At 71.2% G+C, this 23897-nt stretch carries 20 protein-coding genes; 12 read left to right on the top strand and 8 right to left on the bottom strand.

The features are described 5' to 3' along the window. Positions 1-6: 6 nt before the first annotated feature. Both HCU73_RS13995 and HCU73_RS14000 read right to left on the bottom strand, forming a co-directional pair. Positions 7-2367, bottom strand: a complete 2361-nt coding sequence (locus HCU73_RS13995) for a YbcC family protein (protein ID WP_168624093.1) — start codon at positions 2365-2367, stop codon at positions 7-9. Between the two features lie 12 nt (positions 2368-2379). Next, positions 2380-3921 carry a proton-conducting transporter transmembrane domain-containing protein gene (locus tag HCU73_RS14000; protein WP_168624094.1) on the bottom strand — a complete coding sequence of 514 codons (1542 nt, stop codon included), beginning with the start codon at positions 3919-3921 and terminating at the stop codon, positions 2380-2382. Positions 3922-4144: 223 nt separating this feature from the next. On the opposite strand from HCU73_RS14000, the gene HCU73_RS14005 reads away from it, so the two are divergent. From HCU73_RS14005 to HCU73_RS14020, 4 genes are all read left to right on the top strand, one after another. Continuing rightward, on the top strand, positions 4145-5191 hold the full coding sequence (locus HCU73_RS14005) for a TRAP transporter substrate-binding protein (RefSeq protein ID WP_168624095.1): 1047 nt from the start codon (positions 4145-4147) through the stop codon (positions 5189-5191). Between the two features lie 86 nt (positions 5192-5277). Next, a complete protein-coding gene (locus tag HCU73_RS14010) occupies positions 5278-5862 on the top strand; it encodes a TRAP transporter small permease (RefSeq protein ID WP_168624096.1) in 585 nt (194 codons plus the stop codon). Further along, positions 5859-7352, top strand: coding sequence for a TRAP transporter large permease (locus HCU73_RS14015; RefSeq protein ID WP_168624097.1), 1494 nt, complete (start codon positions 5859-5861; stop codon positions 7350-7352). Before HCU73_RS14010 ends, HCU73_RS14015 begins: the two co-directional genes overlap by 4 nt. 12 nt (positions 7353-7364) lie before the next feature. After that, positions 7365-8129, top strand: coding sequence for an SDR family NAD(P)-dependent oxidoreductase (locus HCU73_RS14020; protein WP_168624098.1), 765 nt, complete (start codon positions 7365-7367; stop codon positions 8127-8129). Here the strand turns inward: HCU73_RS14020 and HCU73_RS14025 are convergent, their stop codons facing one another. Genes HCU73_RS14025 through hppD form a run of 3 tightly spaced genes read right to left on the bottom strand, consistent with a single transcriptional unit; the run spans position 8130 to position 10854 of the window. Then, complete coding sequence (locus HCU73_RS14025) at positions 8130-8489, bottom strand: Rieske (2Fe-2S) protein (RefSeq protein WP_168624099.1); 360 nt, start codon at positions 8487-8489, stop codon at positions 8130-8132. Continuing rightward, positions 8486-9748: a fumarylacetoacetase gene (fahA, locus tag HCU73_RS14030; protein ID WP_168624100.1), complete on the bottom strand. Its 1263-nt coding sequence runs from the start codon at positions 9746-9748 to the stop codon at positions 8486-8488. The genes HCU73_RS14025 and fahA overlap by 4 nt, the downstream gene beginning before the upstream one ends. Then, positions 9745-10854 (bottom strand): 4-hydroxyphenylpyruvate dioxygenase, encoded by a 1110-nt coding sequence (hppD, locus tag HCU73_RS14035; protein WP_168624101.1) that lies wholly within the window; start codon positions 10852-10854, stop codon positions 9745-9747. The genes fahA and hppD overlap by 4 nt, the downstream gene beginning before the upstream one ends. A gap of 215 nt (positions 10855-11069) precedes the next feature. Between hppD and uxaC the strand changes: the two genes are divergently transcribed. Together uxaC and HCU73_RS14045 are read left to right on the top strand one after the other, a co-directional pair. Beyond that, positions 11070-12476, top strand: coding sequence for a glucuronate isomerase (gene uxaC / locus HCU73_RS14040; RefSeq protein WP_168624337.1), 1407 nt, complete (start codon positions 11070-11072; stop codon positions 12474-12476). Beyond that, positions 12460-13809: a mannitol dehydrogenase family protein gene (locus tag HCU73_RS14045; RefSeq protein WP_168624102.1), complete on the top strand. Its 1350-nt coding sequence runs from the start codon at positions 12460-12462 to the stop codon at positions 13807-13809. Before uxaC ends, HCU73_RS14045 begins: the two co-directional genes overlap by 17 nt. On the opposite strand, the gene HCU73_RS14050 is transcribed toward HCU73_RS14045, so the two are convergent. Beyond that, complete coding sequence (locus tag HCU73_RS14050; RefSeq protein WP_168624103.1) at positions 13797-15200, bottom strand: helix-turn-helix domain-containing protein; 1404 nt, start codon at positions 15198-15200, stop codon at positions 13797-13799. The two genes, HCU73_RS14045 and HCU73_RS14050, sit on opposite strands and share 13 nt — an antisense overlap. Before the next feature lie 136 nt (positions 15201-15336). Here HCU73_RS14050 and HCU73_RS14055 point away from each other — a divergent pair, with 136 nt between their 5' ends. The 6 genes from HCU73_RS14055 to HCU73_RS14080 are packed head-to-tail and all read left to right on the top strand — an operon-like array spanning position 15337 to position 21762. Next, positions 15337-16542: a pyridoxal-phosphate-dependent aminotransferase family protein gene (locus HCU73_RS14055; RefSeq protein WP_168624104.1), complete on the top strand. Its 1206-nt coding sequence runs from the start codon at positions 15337-15339 to the stop codon at positions 16540-16542. Between the two features lie 24 nt (positions 16543-16566). Next, a complete protein-coding gene (locus HCU73_RS14060; protein WP_168624105.1) occupies positions 16567-17520 on the top strand; it encodes an HpcH/HpaI aldolase/citrate lyase family protein in 954 nt (317 codons plus the stop codon). 41 nt (positions 17521-17561) lie between these two features. Then, positions 17562-18740, top strand: a complete 1179-nt coding sequence (locus HCU73_RS14065; RefSeq protein WP_168624106.1) for a malate--CoA ligase subunit beta — start codon at positions 17562-17564, stop codon at positions 18738-18740. 12 nt (positions 18741-18752) lie between these two features. After that, on the top strand, positions 18753-19649 hold the full coding sequence (sucD, locus tag HCU73_RS14070) for a succinate--CoA ligase subunit alpha (protein WP_168624107.1): 897 nt from the start codon (positions 18753-18755) through the stop codon (positions 19647-19649). Continuing rightward, positions 19646-20524: an HTD2 family dehydratase gene (locus HCU73_RS14075; protein ID WP_239025581.1), complete on the top strand. Its 879-nt coding sequence runs from the start codon at positions 19646-19648 to the stop codon at positions 20522-20524. Before sucD ends, HCU73_RS14075 begins: the two co-directional genes overlap by 4 nt. Next, positions 20524-21762 carry a CoA transferase gene (locus HCU73_RS14080; RefSeq protein WP_338052124.1) on the top strand — a complete coding sequence of 413 codons (1239 nt, stop codon included), beginning with the start codon at positions 20524-20526 and terminating at the stop codon, positions 21760-21762. Before HCU73_RS14075 ends, HCU73_RS14080 begins: the two co-directional genes overlap by 1 nt. Before the next feature lie 101 nt (positions 21763-21863). On the opposite strand, the gene kynU is transcribed toward HCU73_RS14080, so the two are convergent. Further along, a complete protein-coding gene (kynU, locus tag HCU73_RS14085; RefSeq protein WP_168624109.1) occupies positions 21864-23051 on the bottom strand; it encodes a kynureninase in 1188 nt (395 codons plus the stop codon). A gap of 11 nt (positions 23052-23062) precedes the next feature. Beyond that, complete coding sequence (locus HCU73_RS14090; RefSeq protein WP_168624110.1) at positions 23063-23893, bottom strand: tryptophan 2,3-dioxygenase; 831 nt, start codon at positions 23891-23893, stop codon at positions 23063-23065. Positions 23894-23897 lie beyond the last annotated feature (4 nt).

Genomic DNA, 23897 nt, shown 5'->3' on the forward strand with positions numbered 1-23897 from the left:
GGGCCGTCAGGCCGCCCGCGCCACCTCGTCCCAGGCAAGGCCGGGGCGGTAGCGGCTGGCGATGCGCCCGTCCTTGAGCGTGAACAGGTGCAGCCAGCCCTTGTCGAACAGGTCGCGGACGCCCGGGTGCCTGTCCAGCACCGCCGCGATGGCCTCCTCCGGCGCCTCGATCAGCACCGACAGGCGCAGCGGCTCGTGCTGCAGCCCCTCGCCGTCATGCACCGCCTGCCAGGGCAGGCCGGGGCGCAGCCGCCCGCCGTTGCCCTCGACCACGCCGAGCCCGCCGACGACGTTGTGGATCAGCTTGTTGCCGCCGCCGAAGACCGACGGCGCGACCGAGGAGCCGTAGTATTGCAGGCTGATCCAGCTCGCCACGACCACCGGCGCGGTCAGGATCAGCTCCAGCGTGCCGAAGCCGTCGTCCGCCTGCCAGTCGTAGCTGTGCAGGAAGGCGCGGCCTGACAGGTCCGCCCCCGCCGTCACCGCCCGCGGCGCCGCGACGAAGGCGGCGCAGCCCGCAAGGCCCCACTCGGGCCGCACCTCGGCCCAGTTGGTCGCCCGCGCGGCCACCGTGTCGGCGCTCGCCCCCGCGATCCGCAGTACGCGTTCGCCCCGCGCCAGCTTGCCCGCCTGCTTCAGCCAGCCCATCACGGGCGTCAGCGCCTCGCGCTGGCCGGGCAGGTCCGCGTAGACCGTGATCTCGTCGGTGGTGGTGTCGTGCAGGCCGGCCACGAACATCGTGTCCGCCGGCACCTCCACCCCCTGCCCCGGCAGCCCGGCCCGCGCCTCGGGGTCGTTCAGAAGCGCGGCGAGGATGCGGGCCGAGACCTCGCCGGTGTAGCCGCCGCAGGCGCCGCAGTGATAGGCGCTTTCGTGCGGGTTGTTCGTCACCTGCGCGCCATGGCCCAGGAGCAGCACCACCTTGCCGTGGCCGCGGGTCAGGCTCATCGCCTTCAGCACGGCGGCGGCGGTGGCGACCTTGGCCTCGGCCGGCAGATCGACCGTCAGCCGCGGCATCGGCGCGGGCTTCGCGGGCGTCGCAAGCCCCAGCGCGTCCTTGACCAGCTTGCCGCCATAGACCGGCCCCGCCGCCTCGACGAAGGCGAAGGAGGACACCGCCGCCTGCCGGAACCGGCCCCAGGCGCGCGCGGCCCGTGCCCCGATCCGGATGGCGGCCTCGGTCTCGGCATCGGCGGCGCTGGTCGAGTCCATCGCGGGGTTCAGGAGGACCGGCAGATGCGCCTCGACCACGTCCGACCCTTGCCCCCGGTGCGCCAGCGGCAGGCCGAAGAAGCCGGCGAAGCCGATCGTGTCGATCTCGGGCGACTGCGCCTCGAGCGCGCGGCGGAACACCTCGGACCGCACGTCGATGCAGAAGGCCGCGGTCAGCGCCGGCCGCGGCTTCGCGGGCGCGGGCCCGGTCAGGGCCGCGGACAGGCGGCGCTGGTGCGCGCGCTCGGCGGCGTCTTGCAGGATCGCGTCGATCACGTGGTCGGCCGAGGGCGCGACCGGCGCGGCATGGGCGGCGACCGTATCGGCCCAGCTGCCGGCGACGGCGGGCGCATGGGCGATCAGCGCCTCCTCCCAGACCAGCCGGATGGCGAGCAGGTCGGCCAGCGTGTGGTCCGTGCCGCCCGCCAGTTCCGCCTGCCACAGCAGCCAGCGCGCGTGCTGCGCCCAGCCGGCGAGGTCCATGAACAGCCGGTGAAAGGCGGTCTCGCCCGCGGCCTCGGTGATCCCCAGCCGCTCGGCGGCGCGCAGGATGGCGCGCTCGGGCGTGTCGGGGGCGGCGGCGACATGGGCGCAGAACCCGGTCAGCCCCGCGATCTCGGGCGTCAGGTCGCGGCTGGCCCAGGCCTGCCAGGCGGCCCAGGCCCCCTGCCCCGGCGCGGGCTGCCAGAGCGCCTGGCCCCGGTCGAAATACCCCGCGGCCCAGAGACCCACGGTTTTCTCGATCACGCCCGGCCAGTCGGTGCCGGTGGCGGCGGCGGCAAGGTCGGCGACGGTCGGCAGGGCGACCGGCGCGGGCGCCGAGGCCCCGAGCGCGGCCTTGAGCGCGGCGAGGTCGGCGGGCCGGCCCGCATGGCCGCAGGCGGCGAGCGCCCCGGCAAGGTCGTCGTCGGTGATCCGGCCCGCGGCGATCTCGGCGGCGTAGTCGGCGCGCGGCCGGGTGACCGCGATGCCGGCCACGCGGGCCAGCCGCGCGGCGGTGGTGGCCAGATCCTCGCCGGTCTGGCCGAGGAAGGGGTTGACCGCGACGGTCGCCTCCAGCGGAAAGGCGGGCGGGATGGCGCGGGCGGCGCGCTCGGCGGCCTCCAGCAGGGCGGAGATGCGGGCGGGCGCGATCTGGGCGTGTTTCATGAACATGGGGGCAGCTCCTCAGCTGTGCTTCGTCGCCCGGAACCCGCCGATCAGGCGGTCGAGCAGCGCGTTGAGATACAGGCCGTTGGCGAGGTGAACGCGCAGCCCGGCGGTGGCGGGGTGGTGCGCCCAGAGCGGGAACAGCGCCTGCGCCAGCGCCACCAGACCGAAGGAGGCGACAGCGAGCACGATCAGCGCCCATTCCAGCGGCCCCGCGACCGGCACCTCGGGCAGATGCGGCCCCCAGACGGCGCGCGCGACCTGCTGGAAGGCGAAGTAGGCCAGCGCCGCAGCCAGCGAGGCGGTCGCCGTCTTGCGCGTCAGCGCGGCGGGCGCGCTGTCGGCCAGGCCCTGCGCCACCAGATAGGCGACGCCGAAGATCAGCATCGCGCCGAGGGCGAGGGCCTGCGGCGATTTCTGCCCCCCGATCAGGGTGAAGACGGCGGCGACCACGGCGTAGAGCGCAAGCGCGAGGGCAAAGGATTTCAGCACCGCGCCAAGGCTCGGCACCGCGATGGGCCCGGGCCGGCGCAGGCCGGCGACCGCCGCGACCGCGCCGCCCGAGGACAGGAAGGCATGGGCCTTGTAGAGCGAATGTGCCACGATGTGCAGGAGCGCCAGCGCCCACAGCCCCAGCCCGCACTGCAGCAGCATGAAGCCCATCTGCGCGACCGTGGACCAGGCCAGCGCGGTCTTGATCGCGCTTTGCGTCAGCATCACCACCGCGCCGAACAGCGCCGTCAGCCCGCCCAGCATGACGAGGGCCGCCATGGCGCCGGGGCTTTGCTGGACGATCTCGGCGGTGCGGATCAGGAGGAACCCGCCGCCGTTGATGATGCCCGCGTGCAGGAGCGCGGAGACCGGCGTGGGGGCCTCCATCACCTCGGTCAGCCAGCCGTGCAGCGGGAAGGCGGCGGTCTTGAGGGCGGCCGCGACGACGAGAAGGCCCACGGCGATCTGCGCGGTGACGGGGAAGGTCTCGACCGCGGCCAGCGCGGCGAGGTCGCCGGTGCCGTAGGCCGCGATCAGCAGCAGCGCGGCGAAGGCCAGCGCCACGTCGCCGCCATGCCAGACCAGCGAGAACTTGGCCGCCGCGCGCCGCGCCTCGGGCCGGTCGGGGTAGAACAGCAGCAGCTGCCGCAGCCCCAGGCCCACGGCCGCGAAGGCCCCGACCAGCACCGCAAGGCTGCCGGCCTGAACCAGCACCAGCACGCCCGCCAGCGTGGCCAGCATCAGCGCGTGGAACGCCCCCTCGCGCGCCTCGCCGTCGAGGTAGGTGCGGGCGTAGCGCATCACCACCCAGCCGATGAAGCCGACCAGCAGCGTCATCGTGGCCCCCACCGCGTCGAGCCGCAGCGACAGGCCCGCACCCCCCAGCGTCACGGGGCCCGCGACGAGGAGCTGCCCGAGGCCGAGGGCGGCCAGCGCCAGCGCGGCCAGCGCCGCCCCCTCGGCCAGACGCGGCACGAGGGCGGGCCGGCGGCCGGGCCGCGACGCGGCGAAGCCGGCGGCGGCGAGAAGCAGGAGGGGGGCGAGGACGCTCAGGGGCAGGATCGGCATGGCGCGGGCTCCGGGCTGGCTGACGGGACTGCCGGCGGAGGTATCGCGGGTGCCCTGCGCAGAAAAATACATTGTTTCGCAAGTTCGTTCTGGAAAACAGAACGTCGGCGCCGATCCGCCCCGGCCGCGCAAGGCTTGGTGGCCAGCGTCAAGTGAGATAGCGTTTTCGCAGAATCGGGCGGCGGTGGAAGGATCGCCCGGTCCACAGGGAGGACTTCAACCGATGATTTCGCGACATGCATTCCTGAAACTCGGCGCGGCCGCCGTGGCGCTCGGGCTTGCCGCCGGCGGCGCCGCCGCGCAGGAGGTCACGCTGCGCCTGCACCAGTTCCTGCCGGCACAGGCCAACGTGCCGACCCATGTGCTCGACGTCTGGGCCGACCAGATCGAGGAAGCCTCGGGCGGCCGGATCGAGATCCAGCGCTTTCCGGCGATGCAGCTGGGCGGCGCCCCGCCGCAGCTGATCGACCAGGTGATCGACGGCACCGTCGACATCATCTGGACCGTGGCGGGCTACACCCCCGGCCGCTTCCCCCGCACCGAGGTGTTCGAGCTGCCCTTCATGATGGAAGGCTCCAACGCCGAGGCGACCAGCCGCGCCTATTGGCAGCTGGCCGAGGAAACCATGATGGACACCGATTTCGCCGATTTCCACGTGCTCGGCCTCTGGGTGCACGGCCCCGGCGTGATCCATTCCTCGACCCCGATCGAGACCGTCGCCGACCTGAACGGCGTCAAGCTGCGCGCGCCGACGCGGACCACGAACATGATGTTCTCGGCCCTCGGCGCCACGCCCATCGGGATGCCGGTGCCCGCGATCCCCGAGGCGCTGAGCCAGGGCGTGATCGACGCCACCGTGATCCCGTGGGAGGTGACAGGCGCGATCCGCAGCTCGGAGCTGGTGGAGAACCACACCGAGTTCGGGGACGCCTCGCTTTACACCACCTCGTTCATCTTCGCGATGAACCAGGCGGCCTACGACGGGCTGCCGGCCGACCTGCAGGCGATCATCGACGCGCATTCGGGGCTGGAGTTCTCGGCCTTCGCGGGCCGGACGATGCAGGAATACGACGCCCCCTCGCGCCTGATCGCCGAGGACCGCGGCAACAACATCATCACCCTGACCGAGGAGCAGGTCGCCGAATGGCGGGCCGCCGCCGCGCCGACGGTGGATGTGTGGATCGCCGAGATGGACGCCGCCGGCCTGGACGGCACCGGCCTGGTGGAGCGCGCCCGGGCGCTGATCGCCGAGAACCTCGGCAACATGTGAGCACGGGGCCTCGGGCCTCGGGGCCGGCCTCCGCGGGGGCCGGCCCATGTCTTGACCCGCCCGCCCCAGCGAAGGACACGCGCCCCATGCTGAACATCGTGACCCGCCTTGCGCGGCTGATGGCGATCCTCGGCGGCCTCGTGCTGACGGCGCTGGTCGTGCTGACCTGCGTCAGCGTGCTGGGGCGCGGGCTGAACACGCTGGGCCACAGCGACCTGATGGAAGGGCTGGCGCCGGGGCTGGCGGCCTGGCTGATCGGCACCGGCGTCGGGCCGGTGACGGGGGATTACGAGCTGGTCGAGGCCGGCATCGCCTTTGCCGTCTTTGCCTTTCTGCCGATCTGCCAGCTGGCGGCGGCCCATGCCACGGTGGACGTGTTCACCAACCTCCTGCCGGGTCGCACGAACCGCTGGCTGACGGCGTTCTGGGAGGTGGTGCTGGCGCTGGTGATCGTGGTGATCGGCTGGCGGCTCTACCTCGGCTTCGTCGAGAAGATCGACAACGGCCAGACCACCTTCCTGCTGCAGTTCCCGATCTGGTGGGCCTACGGCGCAAGCTTCGCGGCCTCGGTCGTGGCGGGGCTGGTGGGGGTCTACTGCGGCGTGGCGCGCGTGCTGGAGGTGGCCACGGGCCGCGCCTGGCTGCCCGGCAGCGGGGGGGCGGAGCATTGAGCGCGCTCGCCCTCGGCTTCTGGTCCTTCCCGGTCCTGCTGGCGCTGATCTTCCTGCGCGCGCCGATCGGGGCGGCGATGTTCGTGGTCGGCGTCGGCGGGCTGTGGCTGGCCACGGGCAGCCCGAACATGGCGATGAACCTGCTCAAGGCCGAAAGCTATTCGACCTTTTCCAGCTACTCGCTGTCGATCATCCCGATGTTCCTGCTGATGGGCCAGTTCGCCACCCTGTCGGGGATGTCGACCTCGCTGTTCAAGGCGGCCGAGGGCTGGCTCGGCCACCGCAAGGGCGGGGTCGCGATGGCGTCGGTGGGCGCCTGCGCGGGCTTCGGCGCGATCTGCGGCTCGTCGCTGGCCACCGCCGCCACCATGTCGCGTGTCGCCCTGCCCGAGCTGAAGCGCTACGGCTACTCGGGCGGCTTCTCCACCGCGACGCTGGCGGCGGGGGGCACGCTCGGCATCCTGATCCCGCCCTCGGTGATCCTGGTGATCTACGCGATCCTGACCGAGCAGAACATCGCGTCGCTGTTCCTGGCGGCCTTCGTGCCGGGGATCCTGGCGGCGATCGGCTACATGCTGGTGATCGCGGTCTATGTCCGCGTGAACCCGGCCAGCGCCGGCGTGAAGGAGCGCGTGCCCTACGGCGAGCGGTTCCGGGCGCTGGCCGAGATCTGGCCGGTGATCGTGGTCTTCGGCCTGGTGGTCGGCGGCATCTACGCGGGCTGGTTCACGCCCACCGAGGGCGCCGCCGTCGGCGCGGCGGGCACGGGGCTTCTGGCGCTGGTGCGGGGCAACATGACCTGGGCGCTGTTCAAGGAGGCCATCGTCACCACCGCTGTGTCGTCGGCGATGATCTTCTTCATCGTGCTGGGGGCCAAGCTCTACAACTCGTTCCTCGCGCTGACGCAGATGCCGCAGGAGCTGTCTCTGTGGGTGGTCAGCCAGGGCTACGCGCCGCTGACGGTGCTGGTGCTGATCCTGGTGTTCTACCTGATCCTCGGCTGCCTGATGGACAGCCTGTCGATGATCCTGCTGACGATCCCGATCTTCTGGCCGGTGATGGCGCAGATGGATTTCGGGCTGATCTCGCTGATCGACATGCAGGCCGCGCGGCTGGCCGAGGGGATCGCGGACGGCATCGCCATGGCGCCCGACCTTCTGGCCGCGGCGCAGGCGAAGCTGGCCGAGGGCATCCCGCTGGTGCGCGAGGAGTTCCGCGCGCTGGGGCTGCGCCCCGTGACCGAGGCGATGCACGCCGATTTCAACCAGACCCTGACGGCGATCTGGTTCGGCATCCTGGTGCTGATCGTGGTCGAGGTGGGCCTGATCACGCCGCCGGTGGGGATGAACCTGTTCATCATCAACGCGATGGACCGCGAGACGCCGATGGGGGCCACCTACCGGGCGGTGATGTGGTTCGTGACCTCGGACGTGATCCGGGTGGCGATCCTGGTCGCCTTCCCGTCGATCACGCTGTTCCTGTTGCGCTAGGGAGGGGATGCCATGGAGATCAAGGGCTTGGGGGCCATCGTCACGGGCGGGGGCAGCGGGCTCGGCGCCGCGACGGCGCGGCTTCTCGCGGGCCGCGGGGCGAAGGTGGCGATCCTCGATTTCGACGGGCACAAGGCGGCGGCGGTGGCGGCCGAGGTCGGCGGCCTTGCGGTGCGGGTCGACGTGAGCGAGGCGGCCGAGGTCGAGGCGGCGGTGGCCGCGGCGGCCGACTGGATCGGCGCGGCGCCGCGGGTGGCGGTGAACTGCGCGGGCATCGCCAATGGCGGGCGCGTGGTGGGGCGCGAGGGGAAGCTGTCCATCGACACCTTCGAGCGGGTGCTGCGGGTGAACCTGTTCGGCACCTACAACGTGATGTCCCACGCCGCCCGCCTGATGGTCGAGGCCGAGGCGCTGGAGGGCGGCGAGCGGGGCGTGATCGTGAACACGGCCTCCATCGCGTACGAGGACGGGCAGGTCGGGCAATCGGCCTATGCGGCGTCGAAAGGCGCGGTCGCGGCCATGTGCCTGCCCGCGGCGCGCGACCTGGCGCGGCATGGCGTGCGGGTCATGGCCATCGCGCCGGGCCTGTTCCGCACCCCGATGATGGAGGGGCTGGCGCCCGAGGTGACGGAGAAGATCGTCGCCGACATCCAGTTCCCCGCCCGGCTGGGGGATCCTGCGGAATACGCCCTGATGGTCGCGCAGATCGTGGAGAACCCGTATCTGAACGGCACGACCATCCGGCTGGACGCGGCGACGCGGTTGCCGCCGAAATAGTCAGCCGATCACCAGCGCGTCGCCCCGGATCGTCACCGGGACGGGGTCGAGGGCGCAGCCCTGGCCGAGCCCGTCGATCCCCTGCCCCGTCGCCGCGTCGAAGCCCGCGTCGTGGTTGGAGCAGCGGAGGATTTCCGCGTTTTCCGACAGGATGTTGGGCGACCGCCAGTCGAGCGGCAGGTACTGGTGCGGGCAGGCGTTGACGTAGGCGCGCAGCCCCTCGGCGGAGGCGACGAGGAGGACGGGGAAGCCGTCGAGGTCGAGGCTTTTCACGCCCTTTTCCGGGATGGCGGCGGCGGGGCACAGCACCGTTCCGGGCGGCGGCGCGCCGGGAAAGTCTCGCCAGGCGTCGCGGTTCATGGCGCCGGGGGCGCGGGCAGGATGGTGCCCTCGCAGGCGCCGAAGCCGACGCGATAGGGGCCGTCGCAATGGCCGCGCAGGGTGACGCTGTCGCCGTCCTGCAGGAAGACGCGGGGGGTGCCACGCAGGTCGAGCGGGTCGCGGCCGTTCCACGTCAGTTCGAGGAGCGAGCCGCGGCTGTCGGGGGTTGGGCCCGAGATGGTGCCCGAGCCGATCAGGTCGCCCGTCTCCATCGCGCAGCCGGAGAGGGCATGGTGCGCGACCTGCTGGGCGGCGGAATAGTAGAGGTGGCGGGCGTTGGTGCGGGCGATGGTGTGCGGGCCCTGCCCCTGCGCTGCGAGGTCGATTTCGAGGGCGAGGTCGAGGTTGTGGGGGGCGTCCTCGGCCAGATACGTCAGGAGCGGTGTCTCGCGCGCAGGCGGGGCCACGCGGAAGGGGGCCAGCGCCTCGCGGGTGACGACCCAGGGGGAAATGCTGGTGCCGAACGCCTTGGACTGGAAGGGGCCGAGCGGCTGGTATTCCCAGAGCTGGATGTCGCGCGCCGACCAGTCGTTCAGCAGGACGAAGCCGAAGATCATCTCCCACGCCTCGGCCGTCGTCACGGGCTGCCCCATCGGGTTGCCTGTGCCGAGGATGGCGCCCAGCTCCAGCTCGATGTCGAGCCTTTGGGAGGGACCGAGGCGGGGGGCGGTGTCGTCGGGGCCTTTCAACTGGCCCAAGGGACGGCGGATGGGCGTGCCCGAGACGACGACCGTGGAGGCGCGGCCGTTGTAGCCGATGGGGATGTGCAGCCAGTTCGGCGGCAGGGCGTTCTCCGCCCCCCGGAACATGGTGCCGACATTGGTGGCGTGCTCGCGCGAGGCGTAGAAATCGGTGTAGCTGCGGACGAAGACCGGCAGGTGCATCCGCGCGGCGGACTGCGGGACCAGCGGCAGGGCGCGCTCGCCGGTCTTTTCGTCGAGAAGGTCGGCCAGCGCGGCGCGGGTCTGGCCCCAGACGGCGGGTCCGAGCGCCATGAAGGGGTTGAGGACGCCCGCGGCGAAGACCGTTTCGCCAGGGGCGGGTTCCAGCACGCCGTCGGCCTCGAGCGCGGTCACGTCGAGGATCAGGTCGCCGATGGCGACGCCCACGCGGCGCACCCCGTCGCCCTCCGAGAACACGCCCCAGGGCAGGTTCTGGATCGGGAAATCGGCGCCAGGGGCATTGGCGGAGGCGACCCAGCTGCGGCGGGCCGGGTCGTGGGTGGCGTTCCGGGTCACTCGCCCGCCGCCTTCAGCACGCCCCGCTCGATCTGGTCGCGCTCGATCGACTCGAAGAGCGCCTTGAAATTGCCCTCGCCGAAGCCGTCATCGCCCTTGCGCTGGATGAACTCGAAGAAGATCGGGCCGATCACGGTCTTGGAGAAGATCTGGAGCAGGATCCGCGTCATGCCGCCATCGACCACGCCCTCGCCGTCGATCAGGATGCCGTGCTGCATCATGCGGTCGAGCGGCTCGGTATGGCCCGCCACGCGCTTGTGGCTCATCGCGTAGTAGGATTTCGGGGGCGCGGGCATGAACTCGATCCCGTTGGCGGCGATCTGGTCGACGCTGGCGTAGATGTCGTTCGTCGCCACCGCGATGTGCTGGATGCCCTCGCCCTTGTATTCGCGCAGGTATTCCTCGATCTGGCTGGTGTCGTCGGCGCTTTCGTTGATCGGGATGCGGATCTTGCCGTCGGGGCTGGTCAGCGCGCGGGAATAGAGGCCGGTCTGCTTGCCCTTGATGTCGAAGTAGCGGATTTCACGGAAATTGAACGCCTTGGCGTAGAAATCGTACCAGGTCGACATGTTGCCGCGCTGGACGTTGTGGGTGAGGTGGTCGAGGTAGTAGAACCCCGCGCCGCGCGGCCGGGGGTCGGGGGCGCCGGTCCAGTCGAATTCGGCCGCGTAGGGGCTGCCATCCTCGCCATAGGTGTCGACGAAGTAAAGGAGCGAGCCGCCGATCCCGATGACGGCGGGCACGTCCAGCGTCTTGTCGGCACCTGTGTGTTCCTCGGCGCCGTATTCGAGCGCGCATTGCAGCGCGTGCCGGGCGTCGACCACGCGCCAGGCCATCGCGGGTGCGCAGGGGCCGTGTTCGGCGACGAAGCGGGCGGCGTGGGTGCCGGGCTCGCGGTTGACGATGTAGTTGATGTCGCCCTGCCGGTAGAGCGAAATGTCGCGCGTCTTGTGGCGGGCGACCTGCGCGTAGCCCATGGCGGTGAAGAGGCGTTCGAGGGCCACCGGGTCGGGGTGGGCGAATTCCACGAACTCGAAGCCGTCGGTGCCGGCCTTGTTCAGGGCGTCGATGGTGGCCTTGGGGGCGTCATGCGGAAAAGGTCCCATGGGGTCCTCCCTTGCTTCACGCCGCGCCTACGTGCCCTTGGCGCAGCGAAACAGGATCCCGGCCCGCGGGGAGCGGGCTATGCCGCTCGCGGGCCTTCTCTCACGCGGGGCGCGGGGCTGTCAAACGGTTCGTTGCATTTGCGATGAGTTGCGCGGGCTTTGACTTGCGCGGGGCCGGCCCCTAGCAAGTGAGCAGAGACACATGGGTGCCCCGGATGCCGCTGACCGACCCCGACCGCCTGTTCCCGGCCGAACCCGCGCTCCGCGACCTTGCGCGGGGGCTGTACCAGGGCATCCGCGACCTGCCGATCCTGAGCCCGCACGGCCATTGCGACCCGCGCTGGTTCGCCGGGAACGCGCGGTTCCCCGACCCCGCGGCGCTGTTCGTGACGCCCGACCACTACGTCGTTCGGATGCTGGTCAGCCGCGGCATCCCCCACGCCGACCTCGGCGTCCCGCGCCGCGACGGCGGGCCGGTGGAGCGCGACCCGCGGGCGATCTGGCGGCGGTTCGCGGGGCATGTCCACCTGTTCCGGGGCACGCCATCCGCGCTGTGGCTGGAGCACGCGCTGGAGCATGTGTTCGGGATCGACACCCCCCTGTCGGCGGCGACGGCGGATGCGGTCTATGACGCCGTAGAGGCGGCGCTGGCGACGGACGCCTTCCGCCCGCGCGCCCTGTTCGACCGGTTCGGGATCGAGGTGCTGGCCACGACCGACGCGGCGCTGGATGATTTGTCGGCGCACGGGACGATCCGGGACAGCGGCTGGGCCGGCCGGGTGATCCCGACCTACCGGCCGGACGCGGTGGTGGACCCCGAGCACGAGGGCTTCGACGCCAATCTTGACCGGCTGGGCGAGGTCACGGGCGAGGACACGGGGACATGGGCGGGCTACCTCGCGGCGCACCGGGCGCGGCGCAGTTATTTCAAAGAGATGGGGGCGACGGCGACCGACCACGGCCACCCCACCGCGCGCACGGCCGACCTGCCAAGGGCCGATGCGAAGGCGCTGTTCGCCAAGGTGCGGGCGGGGCGGGCGGATGCCGCCGAGGCCGAGCTGTTCCGGGCGCAGATGCTGACCGAGATGGCGCGGATGAGCCTGGAGGACGGGCTGGTGATGCAGCTGCACGCGGGCTCGCACCGGAACCATTCGGCGCGGGTCTTTGCGCTGCACGGGCGGGATGCGGGGTTCGACATCCCCACGCGGACGGACTGGGTGGGGGGCCTGAAGCCACTGCTGGACGCGGTGGGGATGGACCCGCGGATGACGCTGATCCTGTTCACGCTGGACGAGACGACCTACGGCCGGGAGCTTGCGCCGCTGGCGGGCGCCTATCCCGCGCTGCGGCTGGGGCCGCCCTGGTGGTTCTTCGACAGCGCCGAGGGCATCCGGCGCTACCGCGAGACGGTGACGGAGACCTGCGGCTTCTACAACACGACCGGGTTCAACGACGACACGCGGGCGTTCTGCTCGATCCCCGCGCGGCACGACGTGTCGCGGCGGGCGGATTGCGCCTACCTCGCGGGGCTGGTGGGCACCGGGCGGCTGCGGCTGGCGGAGGCCGAGGGGCTCGCCCATGACCTGACGGTGACGCTGGTGCGCGATGCCTACCGGCTCTGACCTGCCACGGCTGATGCGGCGGCACCCTGCCCCGCCGGTGCGGATGGTGCATCTGGGCCCGGGCGCCTTCTTCCGGTCCTTCGTGGCGCCGATGACGGAAGAGGCCGGGGGCTGGGGGATCATGGCCGTCGCGCTGGCGAGCGGACGGGCGCGGGAGGAGCTGGGGCCGCAGGGGGGTGTTTACACCGCGGTGGAGCTGGGGCCGGAGGGGCCGGTCGACCGGTTGGTCGAGGTGGTGGCCGGTGTATTGGTGGCGGCCGAGGAGCCCGGGGCGGTGCTGGCGGCGATGGCGGACCCGGGCGTGCGGGTGGTGACGCTGACGGTGACGGAGAAGGGCTACCGGCCCGATCCGGGCGACATGGACAGTCCGCGCTCGGCGGCGGGGTGGATCGTGGCGGCGCTGGCGCGGCGGCGGGCTACGGGGGTCGCGCCCTTCACGGTGCTGTCCTGTGACAACCTCGCCGGCAACGGGCACGTGATCCGGGACGCGGTGCTGGGGCTGGCGCGGGCTAGGGACGCGGGGCTGGCCGACTGGATCGCGGCGGAGGGGGCGTTTCCCTGTTCCATGGTGGACCGGATCACGCCGGCGATGACGGAAGCCGACCGCGCGGCGCTGGCCGAGCGGACGGGGGTTCGGGACGCGGGCGCGGTGCAGCACGAGCCGTTCGCGCAATGGGTGATCGAGGATCGCTTCGTCGGCGGCGCGCGCCCGGCGTGGGAGACGGCGGGGGCGCAGATGGTGGGCGATGTCGCCCCCTTCGAGGCGATGAAGCTGCGCTGCCTGAACGGGGCGCATTCGGCGCTGGCCTATCTGGGGTGGCTGGCGGGGCACGGGACGGTGGCCGAGGCGGCGGGCGACCCGGTGTTCGCGGGCTACCTGCGGCGGCTCTGGGCGGCGGAGGTGGGGCCGAGCCTGACGCCGCCCGCGGGGGTTTCGGTACCCGAGTATTGCGACGCGCTGCTGGAGCGGTTCCGCAACCCGGCCATCCGCCACCAGTTGCGGCAGATCGCGACGGACGGGTCGCAGAAGCTGCCGCCGCGGCTCCTTGCTCCCATCCGGAAGCGCCTCGCCGCGGGGCGCCCGGTGCCGTGTCTGTCGCTGGCGGTGGCGGGGTGGATGGCGCATTTGTCGACCGATCTTCTACAGGATCCGATGGCCGACCGGCTGCGCGCCGTCGCTGGCGACCCCGAGGCGATCCTGCGCGTCGCGGAGGTCTTCGACCCGGCCCTTGCCGGCACCCCCGCTTTCCGCACCACGATCCTCGACGCGGTCGACACCCTCACCCGAGACGGCGCCCGCGCCGCCGTGGCCCGGCTGGCTCAGGAGGCGTAGCGCGTCGCGCCCCGGCGGCGTTCGTCCAAGGGCTCGGACAGGACGATGGCGTGGTGCGCACGCTGGTCGCAGTTCGCCCGCGGGCAGATGCGGCAGTTGATCCCGATCTCGGTCACCGGCGCCTCGGCCCCGCCCAGCGTCTCGGCATAGCCCACCGCCCCCATGTGTTCGACGGCGCAGCCCATGGCGACGGCCAGCCGGACGTCCTGCATGTGGCGGGCGAAACTCGGGCGATCCACGGTGCGGGCGAAGACGAAGAACCGGCTCTGGTCGGGCATCTCGACCAGCTGCGGCAGGATGCGCCCGGGCGTGCGGAAGGAGCTGTGCACGTCGAGCCGCGGGCAGGCGCCGCCGTGCTCGGCCAGGTGGAAATCGGTGGAATTGAACCGCTTGGTGACGTTGCCGGCCTTGTCGAGCCGCAGGAAGAAGAAGGGCACCCCCTGCGCGCCGCGGCGTTGCAGGGTCGTGGCGCGGTGGCAGGCCTGCTCGAAGCTGACGCCGAAGCGGGTGGCAAGGTGGTCAAAGTCGTATTTCGACGCCAGCGCCTCGGACAGGAAGGCGCCGTAGGGCATCAGCACCGCGGCGGCGAAGTAGTTCGCCAGTTCCACCCGGCAGCGCGCGCGGCCGTGCGGGTCGTCGAGGCCGGATTGCGACAGGAGGTCGTCGATCACGCCCCTCTGCTCGATCAGGCCGGCGACATGCACCAGCTGGAACACGCGGTTCGGGTGGTCGAGGGCTTCTGATAGAAGAATGAGGCGGCGGCGCTCGTCGTACTCGCGCAGCGTGCCGGGCATGTCGGCCACCGTCATCAGCTGCACGCGCACGCCGAGCCGGTCCATCAGCCGCTTCTTCAGCGCGGCATAGACGTCGTCGGTCGCGGGCGGCGGGCCGTCCCAGAAATCCTCGGCGGCCGCCTCCAGCGCGGGGAAATGGTTGCGGTTCTTGCGGAACACGTTGTGGACCGTCGCCTCGGGCGAATCGCGCAGCAGCACGGCGGCCCCCTCGCCCGCCTCGGCCACGCTCATCAGCTGGTCGGTCGCGGCGAGGTAAGAGCGGTGCAGCCGCAGAAAGCAGGCCGCGAGGTCGGGCGCATGGGTCAGCGCCGCGCGCATCTGCGGGAGGTCGGGGCGGTCGCCGTCGAAGATCGGGTCGGCGAGCGCGGCGCGCAGGTCGGCCAGATGCGCGGTCTCGTCATCCTCGGCGATGTCGCGCCAGTCGACGCCGTAGATGTCGAACAGCTTGAGCAGCACCGGCACCGACACGGAACGTTCGTTCTTTTCCAGAAGGTTGACGTAGGAGGTGCTGATCCCCAGCGCCTTGGCCATCTGGGCCTGGGTCTGGCCATGGTCGACGCGGAGCCGGCGGAGGCGGGGGCCGATGAAGGTTTTCATGCCGCTGTATACCGAAAAGTTTACAAGTTCACAAATCTTGTATCATGTAAAATGATGCATTCACAGCAGGACCCGCAAGGGTTTTGTGAATACGCCCGACAGGCGCATGGTCCCCCCATCGACAGCGGAGGACCCCATGCGCACCGGCCAGACCCAGCTTTTCATCCCCGGCCCCACCAACGTGCCCGAGGTCGTCCGGCAGGCGATGAACGTGGCCCAGCAGGACATGCGGGCGCATGACTTCGGCGACCTGACGCTGCCGATCTTCGCCGACCTCAAGACGCTGTTCCGCTGCGAGACCGGCCGGGTGATGCTGTTCCCGGGTTCGGGCACCGCGGCCTGGGAGGCGGCGATCACCAACACGCTGAACACCGGCGACCGCATCCTGATCGCGCGGCACGGGCAGTTCTCGACCCTCTGGGCGCAGATGGCCGAGCGGCTGGGCCTGGTGGTCGAGGCCATCGACCTGGCCTGGGGCGCGGCCTGCCCGGTGAACGAGATCGCCCGCCGGCTGGGTGCCGACCGCGAGGGCGCGATCAAGGCGGTCTTCGTGACCCACAACGAGACGGCGACGGGCGTGACCTCGGACGTGGCGGGCGTGCGGCGCGCGCTGGACGAATGCTTTCACGACGCGCTCCTGTTCGTCGACGGCGTGTCGTCGATCGGGTCGCTCGACTTCCGCATGGAGGAATGGGGCGTGGACCTGGCCGTCGCGGGCACGCAGAAGGGGCTGATGTGCCCCGCGGGCCTGGGCATCCTGGGCGTCAGCGACAAGGCGATGGCGGCCTCGCGCACGGCCACGATGCGCCGCGCCTATTTCGATTTCGCCGACATGGCCGCCATGAACGCGGTCGGGCAGTTCCCCTACACGCCGCCGACGCCGCTGCTGCACGGGCTGCGCCGCGCGCTCGACCGGATCCTGCGCGAAGAAGGGCTGGACGCGGTCATCGCCCGCCACCGCCGGCTGGCCGAGGCCGTGCGCCGGGGCGTCGCCGCCATGGGGCTGGAGATCGTGGCCGAGCATCATTCGATCTGTTCCGACACCGTGACCGCCATCCGGGTGCCCGAGGGCGTCGATGCGCGCGACGTGATCCGCATCGCCTATGACGAGTTCAACACCTCGCTCGGGTCGGGCCTCGGGCCGCTGAACGGCCGCGTGTTCCGCATCGGGCACCTCGGCGACCTGAACGAGGCGATGGTGCTGACCGCGCTGTCGGTGGCGGAGCTTGCGCTGGTGCGGGCGGGCGCGGACCTGCGCTTCGGCGCGGGGGTCGGCGCGGCGCAGGCCCATTTCGCGGCGCAGCGGGGCACCGCGCCCCGGATGCAGATCGCGGCCGAGTGACCTGATTTCCCAAGGAACACGACCATGTCCCACACGCTTTACCCGCTCCGCCGCCAGCGCCTGCAGCGCTCGGAACTGGCCGTGCCGGCCTCGAACCCCACCATGATCGACAAGGCCGCCGCCAGCGCCGCCGATTACGTCTTCCTCGACCTCGAGGATGCCGTCGCCCCGCCCGAGAAGGCGCAGGCGCGCAAGAACGCGATCCAGGCGCTGAACGACATCGACTGGGCGGCCAAGGGCAAGACCGTCAGCGTGCGGATCAACGGCCTCGACACCCATTACATGTACCGCGACGTGGTCGACGTGATGGAACAGGCGGGCGACCGGGTGCACACGCTGCTGGTGCCAAAGGTGGGGGTGCCCGCCGACCTCTACATGGTCGAGGCGCTGGTGAACCAGATCGAGCAGGGCACGGGGGTGGAGACCCGCGTGGGGATCGAGGCGCTGATCGAGACGGCGCTGGGGATGGCGAATGTCGAGGCCATCGCGCAGTTCGGCGGCCGGCTCGAGGCACTGCATTTCGGCGTCGCGGACTACGCGGCCTCGATGCGGGCGCGGACGGTGAACATCGGCGGGCTCAACCCCGATTATCCGGGCGACCAGTGGCATGCCGCGATCACCCGCATGGTCATCGCCTGCCGCGCCTATGGGCTGCGCGCCATCGACGGGCCCTTCGGCGATTTCAGCGACCCCGAGGGCTACAAGGCGGGCGCCCGCCGGGCCGCCGCCCTGGGCTGCGAGGGCAAATGGGCGATCCACCCGAGCCAGGTGGCGATGGCCAACGAGGTGTTCAGCCCGCCCGAGGCCGAGGTCTCCAAGGCCCGCCGCATCATCGCCGAGCTCAAGGCCGCCGAGGCGCAGGGCAAGGGCGCGGCCAGCCTCGACGGCAAGATGATCGACGCCGCGTCGGAGAAGATGGCGAAGAACGTGATCGACATGGCCGAGGCGATCGCCGCCCGCGCCGTGCCGGCGGAGTGACGGCGCCAAGGCGCCGCCCGGTCTGAGGAGGAGACGGACCCATGGACATCCACGAACACCAGGCCAAGGCCATCCTCGCCGAGTTCGGCGTGCCGGTGCCCCGCGGCCATCTTGCCTTCAGCCCCGAGCAGGCCGCCTATGCCTGCCGCCAGCTGGGCGGGTCCACCTGCGTGGTCAAGGCGCAGATCCATTCCGGCGGCCGCGGCGAGGCCGGCGGCGTGAAGCTCTGCCGTTCGGAGGACGAGGTGCGCAGCTACGCCCGGGGCCTCCTGGGTCGCACGCTTGTCACCCGCCAGACCGGCGCGGCGGGCAAGGTCGTCCACCGGCTCTGGATCGAGGAAGCCACGGACATCGCGCAGGAAATCTACCTCGGCTTCGTGCTCGACCGGAAATCCGAGCGGATCATGATCGTCGCCTCCGGCCATGGCGGCATGGAGATCGAGCAGCTGGCCGAGACCGACCCGGGCAGCCTGGTGCGCATGGTGATCGACCCCGCCGCGGGGCTGGTGGAGTTCCAGGCGCGCGAGCTGGCTTTCAAGCTGGGCCTCAAGGGCAAGCAGGTGGCGCAGTTCGTCACCACGCTGCGCGCCTGCTACCGCGCCTACCGCGATCTGGATGCCATGATGGTGGAGATCAACCCGCTGGCCATCACGGGCGCGGGCGATCTGGTGGCGCTGGACGCGAAGATGTCCTTCGACACCAACGCGCTTTACCGCCGCCCGCAGGTCGAGGCGCTGCGCGACCCCAGCCAGGAGGACCCGCGCGAGGCGATGGCCCATGACAACGGCCTGGCCTACGTCGGCCTCGATGGCGACATCGGCTGCATCATCAACGGCGCGGGCCTCGCCATGGCGACGATGGACATGATCAAGCTGGCCGGGGGCGAGCCCGCCAACTTCCTCGACATCGGCGGCGGGGCCTCGCCGGAGCGGGTCGTCACCGCGTTTCGCACCGTGCTGGCCGACGCCAATGTCGGCGTGATCCTCGTCAACATCTTCGCCGGCATCAACCGCTGCGACTGGATCGCCAAGGGGGTGGTGCAGGCCTATCAGGAGGTCGGGCTGAGCATTCCCGTGGTCGTCCGCCTGTCGGGCACCAACGTGGAGGAAGGCCGCGAGATCATCCGCACTTCCGGCCTGCCCCTCCTGTCCGCCGAGACGCTGGCCGAGGCGGCGAAGCTTGCCGTCCGCGCCCGCCCGCAGCCCGTCGCCGCCGAATAAGGAGCCGCACCCATGGCCATTCTCATCACCGAAGAGACCCGCGTCATCGTCCAGGGCATGTCGGGCCGCATCGGCCGGTTCCATGCCGAGGAGATGATCGCCTACGGCACCAACGTCGTCGGCGGCGTGACCCCCGGCAAGGGCGGCGAGACGCTGCTGGACAGGCCGCTGTTCGACACCGTGCGCGAGGCGGTGGAGGCGACCGGGGCCGATGCGTCCCTGCTGTTCGTGCCGCCGGCCTATGCGGCGGACGCGATGATGGAGGCGGCGGACGCAGGGATAAAGACCTGCGTCTGCGTCACCGACGGGCTGCCCGCGCAGGACATGATGAAGGTCAAGCGCTTCCTCAAGCGCTACCGGCGGGAGCGCAAGATGCGGCTGATCGGCCCGAACTGCGCCGGCATCATCAGCCCCGGCAAGGGCTTCATGGGGATCATGCCGCCGCACATCTACACCCCCGGCCGGGTGGGGATCGTGGGCCGGTCGGGCACGCTGGGCTACGAGGCGGCCAGCCAGATGTCGGCGCTTGGGATCGGCGTCTCCTCGTCCATCGGGATCGGCGGCGACCCGATCAACGGGTCGAGCTTCCGCGACATCCTCGAGCTGTTCGAGGCCGACCCCGAGACCGACGCCGTGATCATGATCGGCGAGATCGGCGGCCCGCAGGAGGCCGAGGCCGCGGCCTATGTGCGCGATCACATGACCAAGCCCGTGGCGGCCTATGTGGCCGGCCTGTCGGCGCCCAAGGGCCGCAAGATGGGCCATGCGGGCGCGATCATCAGCGCTTTCGGGGAAAGCGCGCAGGAAAAGGTGGAAATCCTGCAGGACGCAGGCATCTTGGTAGCCCCGAACCCCTCGAGCATGGGGGCAACCGTGGCGCGCCTCCTGGGCATGAGGGCCGCCGCATGAGCCGGGTGGAGACGTTCCCCATGGTCGCGATGCGCGACGCCGCCGACTGGGTCGGCCGCAAGGAAGAACGATGGGGCTGCCTGACGCCCGAACTGGCCGGCATGATGAGCGCCGCCGTGTCCCACCCCGTCTCCCTGCCGCGCGACACGCGGCGGGGATCGCTGCTTCCGCGGCTGTGGCACTGGGCGGCCTTTCCCGAATTCGTGCCCTTGAGCCAGCTCGGCACGGACGGGCACCCCAAGCTCGGGGATTTCCTGCCGCCGCTCGCCTTCAAGCGGCGGATGTGGGCAGCGGGGCGGCTGTCCTTCACCGGGTCGCTGCGCATCGGGGAACGGCTGCGGCGCAAGTCGGAGATCCTGTCGGTGACGCCCAAGTCGGGCGGCACCGGCGACATGGTCTTCGTCACCGTGGCGCACCAGATCGAGGGCGAGAACGGCAGTTTCGTGGAGGAAGAGCAGGACATCGTCTACCTGCACATCCCCGACCGCTTCACCCCGCCCAAGCGCCTGCCCGAGCTGGACACCCCCGATTTCGACGAGACGGTGGAGATCAACGAGGCCCGCCTGTTCCGGTTTTCGGCGGCCACCTACAACGCCCACCGCATCCATTACGACCTGCCCTATGCGCAGGAGGTGGAGAAATATCCCGCCCTTGTCACCCATGGCCCGATGCAGGCGATCCTGCTGATGGAGACGGCCAAGCGGCACACCGGCGTCCCGCCCAAGCGGTTCAGTTTCCGGGGCGTGCACCCGATGTTCCACACCCATGACCTGCGCCTGCAGGGGCGCCTCAGCCCCGGCGGCAAGTCGATGGAGCTGGGGACGGCCACGCCCGAGGGCTACCTCGGCATGACCGCGCGGGCGGAGTGGGATTGATGGGCGTTCTCAAGGGGATGCGCGTGGTCGAAAGCTCCGCCTTCGTGGCGGTACCGCTGGCGGGAATGACGCTGGCGCAGATGGGGGCGGACGTGATCCGCTTCGACCTGCCGACCGGGGGAATGGACGCGACCCGCTGGCCGGTGGCGCCCGGGGGCGAGAGCCTGTTCTGGGCGGGCATGAACAAGGGCAAGCGGTCGGTGGCGATCGACGTGAAGACCCCGCGGGGCCGCGAGATCGCGCAGGAGATCATCTGCGCGCCGGGCGAGGATGCGGGGCTGTTCATCACCAACCTGGCGACGCCGGGCTGGACGGACCACGCGACGCTGGCGGGCCGGCGCGCGGACCTCGTGTCGGTCACGCTGAGGGGCGACCGGCACGGGCGGCCGGCGGTGGACTACACGGTGAACCCGGCGGTGGGCTTCCCCATGGCGACGGGGCCCGAGGGGTCGGCGGAGCCGGTGGCCCATGCGCTGCCCGCATGGGACGCCATCGCGGGCGGGCTGGTGGTGTCGGGGCTGCTGGCGGCGGAACGCTACCGGCTGCGCCACGGGGCGGGACAGGCGGTGGACCTGACGCTCAAGGACGTGGCGGCGGCGATGCTGGGGCACCTTGGCATCATCGCGGAGCACGCGCTGACGGGGCAGACGCGGGGGCGTGCGGGGAATTCCCTCTATGGCGCCTACGGGCAGGATTTCCTCTGTGCCGACGGGCAGCGGGTCATGGTGATCGGGCTGACGGCGCGGCAGTGGCAGAACCTGCTGAAGGTCACGGGGCTGGCCGAGCCGATGGCGGCGCTGGCCGCGGCGCTGGGGGCCGATTTCGACGACGAGGGCGCAAGATGGCAGGCGCGGGCGGCGATCACGGCGGTTCTGGCGCCGTGGTTTCACGCCCGCCGGGTGGCCGATTTCGCCGATGCGTTCGACCGGGCGGGCGTGACCTGGTCGGTGTTCCGCAGCTTTGCCGAGGCGATCGAGCAGGACCCCGACCTGTCGGCGGAGAACCCGATCTTTTCGCCCGTGACCCAGCCGGGCATCGGAACCTGGCTCAGCCCCGGCACGCCCTTCGGCTTTTCGGCGCAGGCGCGCGAGGCGGCGGCCCCTGCCCCGCTCCTGGGGCAGCACACCGAGGCGGTGCTGGCCGACGTGGCGCGGCTGCCCGAGGGCGAGATCGCGCGGCTGTTCGATGCAGGCATCGTCGCGCAGCCGTCGCGGGCGGCGATGCCGATGGCGTCGTAGACCGGGCCCCGGCCCGGTGGCCCCACACCCCCGCCCGGCGCCGCGTGCGGCTGGCGTCGCCCCGGGCCGAGGCCCGGTCTACGGGACCTCGATCCCGCCCGTCACGTCACCCGTTGGCGCGCCATGTATTCCGGCCGGTCCCAGAGCCGCCCGCCGATCACCTCCTCCAGCACCTCGGCCGCGCGCACCACGTCGCCCTCGTCGACGTAGAGCGGCGTGAAGCCGAAGCGCATGATGTCGGGCGCGCGGAAATCGCCGATCACGTCGCGGGCGATCAGCGCCTGCATCGCGGCGTAGCCGTGTTCGAAGCGGAACGACACCTGGCTGCCGCGCTGCGCCGGGTCACGGGGGCTGGCGAGGGTCAGGCCGGGGCAGCGCGCCTCGACCTCGCGGATGAAGGTCTCGGACAGCGCGATGGAGGCCGCGCGGAGGTCGGCCATCTCGACGCCCTCCCAGACCTCCATGGCCGCCTCGAGCGCGGACATCTGGAGGACGGGCGGCGTGCCGACGCGCATCCGCTCCACCCCCGGTGCGGGGCGGTAGGCGAGGTCGAAGGCGAAGGGGGCCGCGTGGCCGAGCCAGCCGGCCAGCGCGGGGGCGACGGTGTCGGCGATGTCGGGGCGGACGTAGATGAAGGCCGGCGCACCGGGGCCGCCGTTGAGATACTTGTAGGTGCAGCCGACAGCGAATTCGGCGTTGCAGGCCGCGAGGACGACGGGCACGGCCCCGGCGCTGTGGGCGAGATCCCAGATCATCACCGCGCCCATCGCGTGGGCGCGGGCGGTGATCGCGGCCATGTCGTGCATCCGGCCGGTGCGGTAGTCGACCTGGGTCAGCAGGACGGCGGCCACCTCGTCGGTGATGGCGTCCATCACCTCCTCGGGGTCGACGGTTGCCAGTTCGTGGCCGTGGCCGAGTTGCCGGATCAGCCCGTCGGCCATGTAGAGGTCGGTCGGGAAATTGCCGGTGTCCGACAGCACCACCCGGCGGTCGGGGCGCATCTGGAGAGCGGCGGACAACGCCTGGTAGACCTTGATCGACAGGGTGTCGCCCATCACGACGCTGCCCGTGGGCGCGCCAATCAGCCGGCCGACGAGATCGCCCACGCGCGAAGGCTGCGCCATCCAGCCGTCCACGTTCCAGCCCTTGATGAGATGGCCGCCCCATTCCTGCGCCACCACCTGCGCGACGCGGACGGGCACGGATTTCGGCAGCGGCCCCAGGGAGTTGCCGTCGAGGTAGATCATGCCCTCGGGCAGGTCGAACAGGTGCTTGCGCAGAACGGTCATGGCATCCCCCCTCACAATTGCCCCCGGACCTGCCAGAGTTCGGGGAAAAGCTCCACCTCCAGCATCCGGCGGAGGTATGTCACGCCCGAGGTGCCGCCGGTGCCGCGCTTGAAGCCGATGATGCGCTCGACCGTGGTGACGTGGTTGAAGCGCCAGCGGCGGAAGTAGTCCTCCAGATCCACGAGCTTCTCGGCGAGTTCATACAGCTCCCACTGCGCGCGCGGGTTCTGATAGACGATTGCCCAGGCCTCGCGGATGGCATCCTGCGCCGCGTGAGGCGCATCAAACCGATAGGCCCCGGCGAAATCCTGCCCCGTGGCGGCCCCCAGCCGGTCGAGGGCGACGTGGTAGAGCGACTTGCGGGTGAGTTCCGCCGTCAGCGCCGCGTGCAGCTGCGGCCGGTGTTCGTGGACCTTGAGCATCGCCGGGTTGCGGTTGCCGAGCAGGAACTCGATCATCCGGTACTGGTGCGACTGGAAGCCCGAGGACCTGCCGAGGTCGTCGCGGAACTGGGTGTAGTCCGACGGCGTCATGGTGCGCAGCACGTCCCAGGCGCCGTTCAGCTGCTCGAAGATGCGGGCGACGCGGGTCAGCATCTTGAACACCGGGCGCACCTCGCCCTGCGCCAGCCCGGCGCGCGCGGCGGTCAGCTCGTGGATGGCCAGCCGCATCCACAGCTCCGAGGTCTGGTGCTGGATGATGAACAGCATCTCGTCATGGGCGTTCGACAGCGGGCGCTGGCCGTCGAGCAGCCCCTCGAGCGCGAGGTAGTCGCCGTAGCTCATGTCGCGCGCGTAGGACATCTTGGCGCCCTCGCTGGCGGGGTCGTAGGCGTCGGTCATGGGC

It is taken from the genome of Roseicyclus persicicus, assembly GCF_012395815.1.
GTDB classification, from domain to species: domain Bacteria; phylum Pseudomonadota; class Alphaproteobacteria; order Rhodobacterales; family Rhodobacteraceae; genus Roseicyclus; species Roseicyclus persicicus.

Excerpts from the sequence above, each read along its gene's own strand:
- HCU73_RS13995 (WP_168624093.1), bottom strand. The coding sequence starts at position 2,367 with ATGTTCATGAAACACGCCCAGATCGCGCCCGCCCGCATCTCCGCCCTG.
- HCU73_RS14000 (WP_168624094.1), bottom strand. The coding sequence starts at position 3,921 with ATGCCGATCCTGCCCCTGAGCGTCCTCGCCCCCCTCCTGCTTCTCGCC.
- HCU73_RS14005 (WP_168624095.1), top strand. The coding sequence starts at position 4,145 with ATGATTTCGCGACATGCATTCCTGAAACTCGGCGCGGCCGCCGTGGCG.
- HCU73_RS14010 (WP_168624096.1), top strand. The coding sequence starts at position 5,278 with ATGCTGAACATCGTGACCCGCCTTGCGCGGCTGATGGCGATCCTCGGC.
- HCU73_RS14020 (WP_168624098.1), top strand. The coding sequence starts at position 7,365 with ATGGAGATCAAGGGCTTGGGGGCCATCGTCACGGGCGGGGGCAGCGGG.
- HCU73_RS14025 (WP_168624099.1), bottom strand. The coding sequence starts at position 8,489 with ATGAACCGCGACGCCTGGCGAGACTTTCCCGGCGCGCCGCCGCCCGGA.
- hppD (WP_168624101.1), bottom strand. The coding sequence starts at position 10,854 with ATGGGACCTTTTCCGCATGACGCCCCCAAGGCCACCATCGACGCCCTG.
- uxaC (WP_168624337.1), top strand. The coding sequence starts at position 11,070 with ATGCCGCTGACCGACCCCGACCGCCTGTTCCCGGCCGAACCCGCGCTC.
- HCU73_RS14045 (WP_168624102.1), top strand. The coding sequence starts at position 12,460 with ATGCCTACCGGCTCTGACCTGCCACGGCTGATGCGGCGGCACCCTGCC.
- HCU73_RS14050 (WP_168624103.1), bottom strand. The coding sequence starts at position 15,200 with ATGAAAACCTTCATCGGCCCCCGCCTCCGCCGGCTCCGCGTCGACCAT.
- HCU73_RS14055 (WP_168624104.1), top strand. The coding sequence starts at position 15,337 with ATGCGCACCGGCCAGACCCAGCTTTTCATCCCCGGCCCCACCAACGTG.
- HCU73_RS14060 (WP_168624105.1), top strand. The coding sequence starts at position 16,567 with ATGTCCCACACGCTTTACCCGCTCCGCCGCCAGCGCCTGCAGCGCTCG.
- HCU73_RS14065 (WP_168624106.1), top strand. The coding sequence starts at position 17,562 with ATGGACATCCACGAACACCAGGCCAAGGCCATCCTCGCCGAGTTCGGC.
- sucD (WP_168624107.1), top strand. The coding sequence starts at position 18,753 with ATGGCCATTCTCATCACCGAAGAGACCCGCGTCATCGTCCAGGGCATG.
- HCU73_RS14075 (WP_239025581.1), top strand. The coding sequence starts at position 19,646 with ATGAGCCGGGTGGAGACGTTCCCCATGGTCGCGATGCGCGACGCCGCC.
- HCU73_RS14080 (WP_338052124.1), top strand. The coding sequence starts at position 20,524 with ATGGGCGTTCTCAAGGGGATGCGCGTGGTCGAAAGCTCCGCCTTCGTG.
- kynU (WP_168624109.1), bottom strand. The coding sequence starts at position 23,051 with ATGACCGTTCTGCGCAAGCACCTGTTCGACCTGCCCGAGGGCATGATC.
- HCU73_RS14090 (WP_168624110.1), bottom strand. The coding sequence starts at position 23,893 with ATGACCGACGCCTACGACCCCGCCAGCGAGGGCGCCAAGATGTCCTAC.